Genomic DNA, 6,785 nt, shown 5'->3' with positions numbered 1-6,785 from the left:
ACTACTTAAGATGAGGGACGACGATTTCTCTTTGGTCGACGACGATGCCAATGATGTGGAGCTGCCTGTCTTTGATATGGGCGCCGAGCACTGGCAGGAGGAAATTGATTTTCTAGAACAACGTCTTTGTGGCGAGCAGGGCGATATTGATAAGGACGATAAGGATACCTGTAAGGAGGCACTGGCAATCGCCAAGGAGAACCTTGCCAATTGTTTAAGGCGTCAAAAGTAATATCCTTGTAATTTTAGACGTTGCATGTTGCCCACCCACACTTGTTCAGGGGCCAATAGCTAATCGGAATTGATTTTCCGAGTCAAGCGCGGACGTACACTTTGCTGTAAAGCGAACAGAACTCTTCTTTGCCTGAATCCATGGCAAGGGCCATTGAGTTGAGCACATACTCAAGATCTTCGGTTGCTAGCTCGCCGAGCGAATTCCAGTTCAAGGCAAACAGAATTGAAGAGTCCATGGCAGGGTGTTGAGGCCACCCTGATGCAAGGACGACTGATTTAATGTCTGCAAATCATAACCCCATAAGCCGTCAAAATGGGATTTCAGCACATCCCATGGTCTTAAGAAATTAAGTAGTGGGCTGGATTCTGCTGCGCTGCAGTGCTTTTGGGAGATTTGAATGCTCCGGATCCTGCGCCTAATATTTTTTTCTGCTTTTTCTTAACGTTAACAGACCGGGATAAGAGGGCTGATTTTTATCTTTTGCAAGATATAATCCGTTGGCGTGATGCTTCGTGCCATGAATTGAAGGGGTTGTGTGGTCTGAATAAGCTTATATGATTGACTTTAGTAGTTGTCGCCGTACTTGACTTTGGTCGATGCATTCATAAGTTCTACAGTCGTTTGGAAGCCCTTGGCAATGGTTACCTCATGTTGGATGCCGATGTCCCTTAATGCGGTTACGTCGTATTCAGGAGCGGTGATCCAGCTGAATCCTTTGCCAAATGTGTTGTCAGGGTTGACCACATACCAATGGCAAGCGGTGTCTGGAACTGCCACCGAGCATTTGGTCCAGTCGTTGTCCCATTGGGGGACTTGAACAAATGAAAGGGCCGCAAATAAGAAACCAAAAATACTTAACAACATGACCGTCTTATGAATTCTTCACAATCCTACTACGGTTTGGTCGCTTTTTGTCGTTTCCCTGATCTGGATTTGGTTTCGGTTGCCTAAATTTCCCATCCCTGATCTGGGTCGAGCCCCTGGAGATGCCCCACCACGAGAACCGTCCCACCAAAATCTGCCCCGTTTGTGAGCGGCCCTTTCAGTGGCGGCGCAAGTGGAGGGAGGTTTGGGAAGAGGTGCGCTACTGCTCAGAAAGGTGCCGCCGGCAACGCACCGCCAAAGAGGTTTAAAAGATGCGCCCCACCTTTGTTAAGTTGGAGCTGGGTCTGGTTTCTAAGCCCCAATTCGACGCCGTGATTCCAGCCCATCTGGCCTGGCTGGCAGAACTAGAACGCAAGGGCCATGAGCCCCGCAGTGGTTATTGGGCCGATCGGGTCGGCCGCAGTGGCGATGGGGCTGGCGGCATGTTGCTCTTTACGGCAGCCAGTTGGGAAGAAGCCGAGGCCCTTGTTCGAACAGATCCGCTGATCGTCCAGGGCTGCGTCAGTTGGACGCTGCATCAATGGGCGCTGGTGTTTCCCCCAGCAGGCCTAGCTGTGAAACAGCAACACCAAACCTGAATTGAGCTGGTGAAACTCCCGCTCTTCGCGACTCAGATCCAGCCCTACCTGCAGACCTTCCTTGAGGGCATCTTCGTAGGGAGGAGCCGTGGGCGCTGCCCCGGCCTGCCACAGGGCTGCAATCCCTACAGGTGTGGCGTGCCAGCGAAAGCAAGGGGTTAGGCCGATGTTCGGCTCCTTGAGGGCATCTTCGAGCAGCTCGCGAATCGCCATGGTCCCAGTGATCTGTGTGCAGCTTCGGCAGGGGCTGGGGCAGGGGCAATCAGCTGAGAGTTTTCGTGATGAACGCCACTGCAGCGGCTGCGGTGAGCCATATCAGCTCAAGCCGCCGATTCAGTTGCAGCATTTGCAGTACCGCCGCCTGATCCGGCGCTGGCAGCCCAGCGGCAAGCAGGGGCTTGCGATGCATTTGGCCGCCATAGCTATTGCTGCCTCCCAGCTGCACCCCGGCGACGTGGGCATAGGCGGCTTGGGATAGCCCCGCATTGGGTGAGGGGTCGGCGGCGCCATCGCGCCGGGCCGCTGCCAGTACCTCAAGGCTGCGGCCTGGCTGGCCAGCCGCCAGCGGCAGGCTCACCGCCACCAGCCGGCAGGGCAGCCAAACCAGTAGGTCATCGAGGCGGGCTCCCGCCGTGCCCAGCCAGCGCAGGCGCCCGTGGCGGTAGCCCAGCATTGAATCCAGGGTGCTCGCTGCTTTGAAGCCCCAGGCCAGGGCCAGGGGGCCGGGCCATTCGGGGTTGAGGCTCCACAGCCCAGCCCCCAGCAGTATCCAAAACAGTGGCGCAAACAGACCGTCCACGCCGTTCTCGCTGGCCGTTTCGGCCAGGGCCCGCAGAATTTCCGGGGCGTCGAGATCGGCCGTGTCGCGGCCCACTATCCAGCTGAGCCGCTGCCGTGCCAGGGGCAGATCGCAGGCGGCAACGGAGGCCAGCACGGCGCCCACCGCCTGCTCCAAGCTGCGGCCGGCCAGGGCGCTGGCTAGGGCTACGACCAATAGAACCGCGCCAAGGGGGCCGCTCCAGGCCAGCCGTTCCGTGCCCCAGCCCGCCAGGCCGCTCCCGCCCACCAGCAGGGCTGTGATTGCAACGCCCGCCAGCCGCAGCCGCCTTGGCTGGTTTGCGGCCCAGCGTTCCGCCCAGCCGCGCAGTCTGCTGATCAGCCAGCCCATCACTACCACCGGGTGGATACAGCCCCGAGGGTCCCCCACCAGGCGATCCAAACCGCAGGCCAAGGCCACCAGCACCAGAGGGGCCATGGCCATGTTCATGGGGACGGTTGCCTCGAAGCGCAGCGTCCCAGGGGCCAGGCCAGGGCGAGAAAGAGTCCCACTTGAAGTGGCATCACAGCATTGATTCCAAAGATCTGGCTGAGTAACCCCATGCCAAGGCTGCCAATGAGCCCGCCGACCCCCCCGGAGCGCAACAACATTTCCCAGCGCAGGGCTGCATCCGCCAACGGTTGCATTGAAGCCACCAGCGCGGCATCGCTGGCGGCAGCGAGGGCACCAAGAGGCAAGAACACCGCCACCACTCTTGAATCGCCGAGTGCCTCAGCCAGCACCAGAAGTGCCGCCATCGCCGCGTAGATCAGAACACTCCCTCTGATGGGTATAAAACTGTTCAGGCTGCGTCCCAAGCAGTAGCAAGCCAGCAGCAGGCCGAAATCGAAGTAACTCGCGCCATAGACTTCTCTTAGCCAGAGGGGTAACACGGCAAAGAGGCTGCCGAAGAGAACGCCTTGTAGGAGACAGCGCCGGCTGAACGGCACGAGCTCCGGAGTTTGATTCGAGTTTGCCTCTGTTGTGGTGTCGAGAGGCTGGTCGCTCTGCAGACTGCTGAGGCCGAGGGGCAAGAGCAGCACGAGGGCGCTGGCGAATTGCGCTAGCGCTGGAAAGATAAACGCCTCCAGCAGATTGCCTGCCATGGCACCGATCTCACTGCCAATCCGCAACCGCTCGACCGTGGCCCCGGTTTTCCCGAGCAACTGGCGTTGCAGCGGCAGCTGGCTGATCTCCCGGCCAAATGCAAAGAGCAGAACGGCCAGAAGCGCTGGCGCCACGAGCCAGGCGTCTGGGATCTGAAGGCTGGATTCCCCAACAGTGATGCCAATCAGCCCCACCACCCCGACCAGCTGTGCTGCATAGCCACCGCTCCGGCGTTGCAAGGGCAGCAAGGCCGGCAGAGTGGCCAAGGCCATCAGAAGGCTGATGACCAGAGGGGATTTGCTTAGGCCGGTGACCAACCAAGCGGCAGAAGCCTGGGTGAGACTGTTACCTGCTCTGGAACTTCCCCAGAGCAGGACTGGGGCCTGGAAATGCAGCCGTAGACCCATGGCAGCGGCCCCTCACCCCGCCGGCTTCAGGAGGCTTTCAGCCAGCTGAACATTGAGCGCAGGCCCTTGCCCACCTGCTCAATCGGATGGGCCGCATCGCGCTCGCGGATTTTGGTCATCTCCGGCTTGCCGGCGTCACACTCGGCCACGAAATTGCGGGCGAAGGTGCCATCTTGGATGTCGGTGAGGATGCGCTTCATCTCCGCTTTGGTGTCGGCGGTGACCAGGCGCGGGCCGCTCACGTAGTCGCCGTACTCGGCGGTATTGGAGATCGAATCGCGCATGGCCGTCAGGCCGCCCTTAACCATCAGATCGACGATCAGCTTCACCTCGTGCAGGCACTCGAAGTAGGCCAGCTCGGGCTGATAGCCAGCCTCTACCAGGGTTTCGAAGCCGGCCTTGACCAGCTCGGAGAGGCCGCCGCACAGCACGGCCTGCTCACCGAAGAGGTCGGTTTCGGTCTCTTCTTTGAAGTTGGTTTCGAGGATGCCGGCTCTGGTACCGCCGATGCCCTTGGCGTAGGCCATGGCCAGCTCACGGGCGTGGCCGCTGGCGTCCTGCTCGATGGCGAATAGAGCCGGCACGCCCATGCCGTTCTGGTATTCCCAGCGCACGGTGTGGCCGGGGCCCTTGGGGGCAATCATCACCACGTCCACATCTGCGGGCGGCTTGATCAGCTCGAAGCGGATGTTGAAGCCGTGGGCGAAGCTCAGCACCTTGCCGGCGCTGAGGTGCGGTGCAATTTCCTTGTCGTAAACAGCCTTCTGGAATTCATCGGGCAGCAGCACCATGATCCAGTCGGCCTTGGCGCAGGCGTCGGCCACGCTTAGTACTTCCAGGCCATCGGCCTTGGCTTTTTCTGCCGAGCGGCTGCCTTCGTAGAGCCCAACGACCACGTTGACGCCGCTGTCCTTGAGGTTCAGCGCGTGGGCATGGCCCTGGCTGCCGTAGCCAATGATGGCCACCGTCTTGCCAGCAAGCAGGGAGAGGTCGGCGTCGGTGTCGTAATAGAGCTTGGCCATCGAGGCGTCGGTTCTGGACAGGGCAGAAGCTGAGCTTACGCAGGCGCCTGCGGAGCGCCCCTTCCAACTGACAGGGCCCAAGGCCATCCCTAACATTTGGACCTTGCCCCAAGCGCCATGGTTGTCGACCAAGCCACCACTTCGACAACGGCCAACGCTCTCTTCGAGGCCCACATGCAGGCCGAGCTCAACGGCGATCTCGACGCCACCATGGCCACGATGGTGGCGAACCCCCATCTGATCAATCTGGCCTCTGGCACCGGGGGGCAGGGCGCCGAAGGGGTGCGTGAGTTCTACGCCACCCAGCTGATCGGCCAGTTCTTTCCCCCCGATGTTGAGTTCATCCAGATTTCACGCACCGTGGATGGCGAGCGCCTGGTGGATGAGCTGGTGATTCGCTTCACCCACACAAAAGCCATCGGCCATCTGCTGCCCGGGGTGGCTCCCACCGGCCGGCGCGTGGAGATGGCCCTTGTTGTGATCGTGGGCGTGCGCGAAGGCAAGGTGGCCTACGAGCACATCTACTGGGATCAGGCCGGACTACTTGTCCAGCTTGGGTTGCTGGATCCATCCGGGCTGCCGATCGGGCTAGATACCGCCTCACGCCTGCTGGCCGCAACCGGCAAGGGCTGAATTTACGAATTTGGTCTTTAGAAGGCCTGGGCCTTAGAAGGCTTGGGCATTAAAAGGTATCGGTGTGATGGTGCACCACACGCCAGTTGCCAGCCTCCTTGCGGAAGACCGTGGTGGCGCGGATGTCAGTCCGAACCTCCGCACCGGCCTGGGTCATGCCGCTGGTGCGCTCCATGCACACCAGGTAGCCCATATCAGAGCTTTCAACAAAGCGACGGTCGTCAGCCACCAAGGTGCCTTCGAAGCCCATTGCTGACTCCTTGGTGAATTGTTCAAACACCGCCTTTTGGCCTATGCAGAGATTGCCGGTGGGGCCGAGGTGGCTGATGTCATCGCCCTCAGACCAGATCTCCGCAAATGGGGCGCAATCCCCTGCAAGCAGCTGGTTGCCAGCTGCGTAGAACAGATCGGCAGCCTCGGGGAGGGTGGTGGCCATCGGCTCAAGCCTCGCTGGGGTGGGCGATCACCCGATCGATCAGGCCGTACTCCTTGGCTTCGGCGGCGCTGAGAAAGTAATCGCGGTCGGTGTCCTTCTCGATCTTCTCGAAGGGTTGGCCAGTCATGTCGGCCATCGAGTGGTTGAGCATGTCCTTGATGCGCAGGATCTCCTTCGCCTCAATCTCGATGTCACTGGCTTGGCGCTGGCTGGTGCCGCCTAAGGGCTGGTGAATCATGATCCGGCTGTGGGGCAGGGCCAGCCGCTTGCCCTTGGTGCCAGCGCCCAGTAGGAAGGCGCCCATCGAGGCGGCCAGACCCACGCAGATCGTCACCACGTCGCTCTTGACGTACTGCATGGTGTCGTATATCGCCAGGCCCGCGGTCACCGAGCCGCCGGGCGAGTTGATGTACAGGTAGATCGGCTTGGAATTGTCTTCCGAATCCAGATAGAGCATCTGGGCTACCAGCGCGTTGGCCACTGCGTCGGTGACCTCCGAACCCAGGAAGAGAATTCGCTCCACGCCCAGCCGCGTGTAGATGTCAACCCAGCGCTCGTACTGGCTGCCGGGGAGGCGGTAGGGAACGCTGGGGGTGCCGATGGGCATGGGTTTGGTTGGGGTGGTCGGTGGAACGCGGGGTGCCTGGGGGGGCTGGCTGCCTGAC

General features: G+C 60.4%; 12 protein-coding genes. 4 read left to right on the top strand and 8 right to left on the bottom strand.

Going from position 1 to position 6,785, the window contains the following annotated elements:
* On the top strand, positions 1-232 hold a 232-nt coding region (locus tag KBY85_RS07595), incomplete at its 5' end, for a hypothetical protein (protein WP_254960919.1).
* Positions 233-314: 82 nt separating this feature from the next.
* Here the strand turns inward: KBY85_RS07595 and KBY85_RS07590 are convergent.
* Positions 315-470: a hypothetical protein gene (locus tag KBY85_RS07590; RefSeq protein WP_254960918.1), complete on the bottom strand. Its 156-nt coding sequence runs from the start codon at positions 468-470 to the stop codon at positions 315-317.
* Between the two features lie 329 nt (positions 471-799).
* A complete protein-coding gene (locus KBY85_RS07585; protein ID WP_254960917.1) occupies positions 800-1,099 on the bottom strand; it encodes a hypothetical protein in 300 nt (99 codons plus the stop codon).
* Positions 1,100-1,221: 122 nt separating this feature from the next.
* Between KBY85_RS07585 and KBY85_RS07580 the strand changes: the two genes are divergently transcribed.
* Together KBY85_RS07580 and KBY85_RS07575 are read left to right on the top strand one after the other, a co-directional pair.
* Complete coding sequence (locus KBY85_RS07580; protein ID WP_254960916.1) at positions 1,222-1,368, top strand: DUF2256 domain-containing protein; 147 nt, start codon at positions 1,222-1,224, stop codon at positions 1,366-1,368.
* A gap of 3 nt (positions 1,369-1,371) precedes the next feature.
* Positions 1,372-1,698, top strand: coding sequence for a YciI family protein (locus KBY85_RS07575; protein WP_254960915.1), 327 nt, complete (start codon positions 1,372-1,374; stop codon positions 1,696-1,698).
* Here KBY85_RS07575 and KBY85_RS07570 read toward each other — a convergent pair.
* From KBY85_RS07570 to ilvC, 4 genes are all read right to left on the bottom strand, one after another.
* Positions 1,669-1,911: a hypothetical protein gene (locus KBY85_RS07570; protein ID WP_254935882.1), complete on the bottom strand. Its 243-nt coding sequence runs from the start codon at positions 1,909-1,911 to the stop codon at positions 1,669-1,671. The two genes, KBY85_RS07575 and KBY85_RS07570, sit on opposite strands and share 30 nt — an antisense overlap.
* A gap of 49 nt (positions 1,912-1,960) precedes the next feature.
* Positions 1,961-2,959 (bottom strand): adenosylcobinamide-phosphate synthase CbiB, encoded by a 999-nt coding sequence (cbiB, locus tag KBY85_RS07565; protein ID WP_396121827.1) that lies wholly within the window; start codon positions 2,957-2,959, stop codon positions 1,961-1,963.
* Positions 2,960-2,961: 2 nt separating this feature from the next.
* Entirely contained in the window at positions 2,962-3,894 is a 933-nt protein-coding gene (locus tag KBY85_RS07560; protein WP_254960914.1) for a hypothetical protein, read from the bottom strand.
* A gap of 161 nt (positions 3,895-4,055) precedes the next feature.
* Entirely contained in the window at positions 4,056-5,138 is a 1,083-nt protein-coding gene (gene ilvC / locus KBY85_RS07555; protein ID WP_254960913.1) for a ketol-acid reductoisomerase, read from the bottom strand.
* Between the two features lie 30 nt (positions 5,139-5,168).
* On the opposite strand from ilvC, the gene KBY85_RS07550 reads away from it, so the two are divergent.
* Positions 5,169-5,684, top strand: a complete 516-nt coding sequence (locus tag KBY85_RS07550) for an ester cyclase (protein ID WP_254960912.1) — start codon at positions 5,169-5,171, stop codon at positions 5,682-5,684.
* 49 nt (positions 5,685-5,733) lie between these two features.
* Here KBY85_RS07550 and KBY85_RS07545 read toward each other — a convergent pair whose 3' ends face one another.
* Both KBY85_RS07545 and KBY85_RS07540 read right to left on the bottom strand, forming a co-directional pair.
* Positions 5,734-6,120 (bottom strand): nuclear transport factor 2 family protein, encoded by a 387-nt coding sequence (locus tag KBY85_RS07545; RefSeq protein ID WP_254960911.1) that lies wholly within the window; start codon positions 6,118-6,120, stop codon positions 5,734-5,736.
* Between the two features lie 4 nt (positions 6,121-6,124).
* Entirely contained in the window at positions 6,125-6,727 is a 603-nt protein-coding gene (locus KBY85_RS07540; protein WP_106501400.1) for an ATP-dependent Clp protease proteolytic subunit, read from the bottom strand.
* Between the last annotated feature and the right edge of the window lie 58 nt (positions 6,728-6,785).

It is taken from the genome of Cyanobium sp. BA5m-10 (assembly GCF_024346255.1).
GTDB lineage: Bacteria > Cyanobacteriota > Cyanobacteriia > PCC-6307 > Cyanobiaceae > Cyanobium_A > Cyanobium_A usitatum.
This window is presented reverse-complemented; position numbering and strand designations above follow the sequence as displayed.